This is a genomic window from Myxococcus llanfairpwllgwyngyllgogerychwyrndrobwllllantysiliogogogochensis, assembly GCF_006636215.1.
Classification (GTDB): domain Bacteria; phylum Myxococcota; class Myxococcia; order Myxococcales; family Myxococcaceae; genus Myxococcus; species Myxococcus llanfairpwllgwyngyllgogerychwyrndrobwllllantysiliogogogochensis.
In genome coordinates, this window is record NZ_VIFM01000672.1 from 1 (window position 1) to 522 (window position 522).

Sequence of the window (522 nt, forward strand, 5' to 3'; positions counted from 1 at the left end):
GAGCATGGCGGCCCGGCCTGTTCGTGAATGTCGAGGTCGTGGCCGACGAGGCCACCGTGCCCGTGACGATTGCAGCAGACGCAGTCCAGACGGTTGGCGAGAAACCCGTGGTCTTCCTGAAGGTCAATGGAGGCTTCATTGCGCAGCCCGTGCAGTTGGGGCGCAGCGACGGAAAGCGGATCGAGGTCCTTCAGGGCATCAAGCCTGGAACGCCTTACGCAGCGTCGGGCAGCTTCGTCGTGAAGTCCGAACTGGGCAAGGCATCCGCCGAGCACACGCACTGACCACGGAGCCTCACACATGTTTGAAAAACTGATTCGATTCTCGATCGAGCAGCGATGGCTAGTGCTGCTCGCTGCCCTTGCGATGGGTGCACTGGGCGTCTTCAACTACCAGAAACTTCCCATCGATGCTGTTCCGGACATCACCAATGTCCAGGTCCAGATCAACACACAGGCTGCCGGCTACTCGCCTCTTGAGACCGAGCAGCGGGTCACCTACCCCATCGAGACAGTCATGGCG

At 60.5% G+C, this 522-nt stretch carries 1 protein-coding gene and 1 pseudogene; both read left to right on the plus strand.

Annotated elements, in window-relative coordinates; translation table 11 throughout:
- Positions 1 to 284 (plus strand): annotated as a pseudogene (locus FJV41_RS57215) (efflux transporter periplasmic adaptor subunit); the annotation flags it as partial.
- A 16-nt stretch (positions 285 to 300) separates the two neighbouring features.
- A partial coding sequence (locus tag FJV41_RS57220; protein WP_141649589.1) for an efflux RND transporter permease subunit occupies positions 301 to 522 on the plus strand: 222 nt, incomplete at its 3' end.